Raw genomic sequence first — 208 nt, 5'->3', positions numbered from 1 at the left:
GGCGCAGAACACGACGGCCCTGACGGGCTCGGGCACGGGCAGCTACGGCACGGTGAGCCTGAACGCCGATGGCACGTACACCTACACGCTGGACAACGCCAACACCACGGTGCAGCAGCTGGCTCCTGGCGAGACGCTGGCCGAGACGTACACGTACGTGCTGACGGACAAGGACGGTGACACTTCGACGGCGACGCTGACCATCACG

General features: G+C 66.3%; 1 protein-coding gene. It reads left to right on the top strand.

Features of this window, described 5'->3' with window-relative positions:
- On the top strand, positions 1 to 208 hold a 208-nt coding region (locus ACLIJ1_RS23360), incomplete at both ends, for a VCBS domain-containing protein (RefSeq protein ID WP_411367978.1).

Source organism: Hydrogenophaga sp. RWCD_12 (assembly GCF_046604225.1).
Taxonomy (GTDB): Bacteria; Pseudomonadota; Gammaproteobacteria; order Burkholderiales; family Burkholderiaceae_C; genus Hydrogenophaga.
Note: the sequence above shows the minus strand (reverse complement) of the source record. Positions and strands in the feature narration are given on the sequence as shown.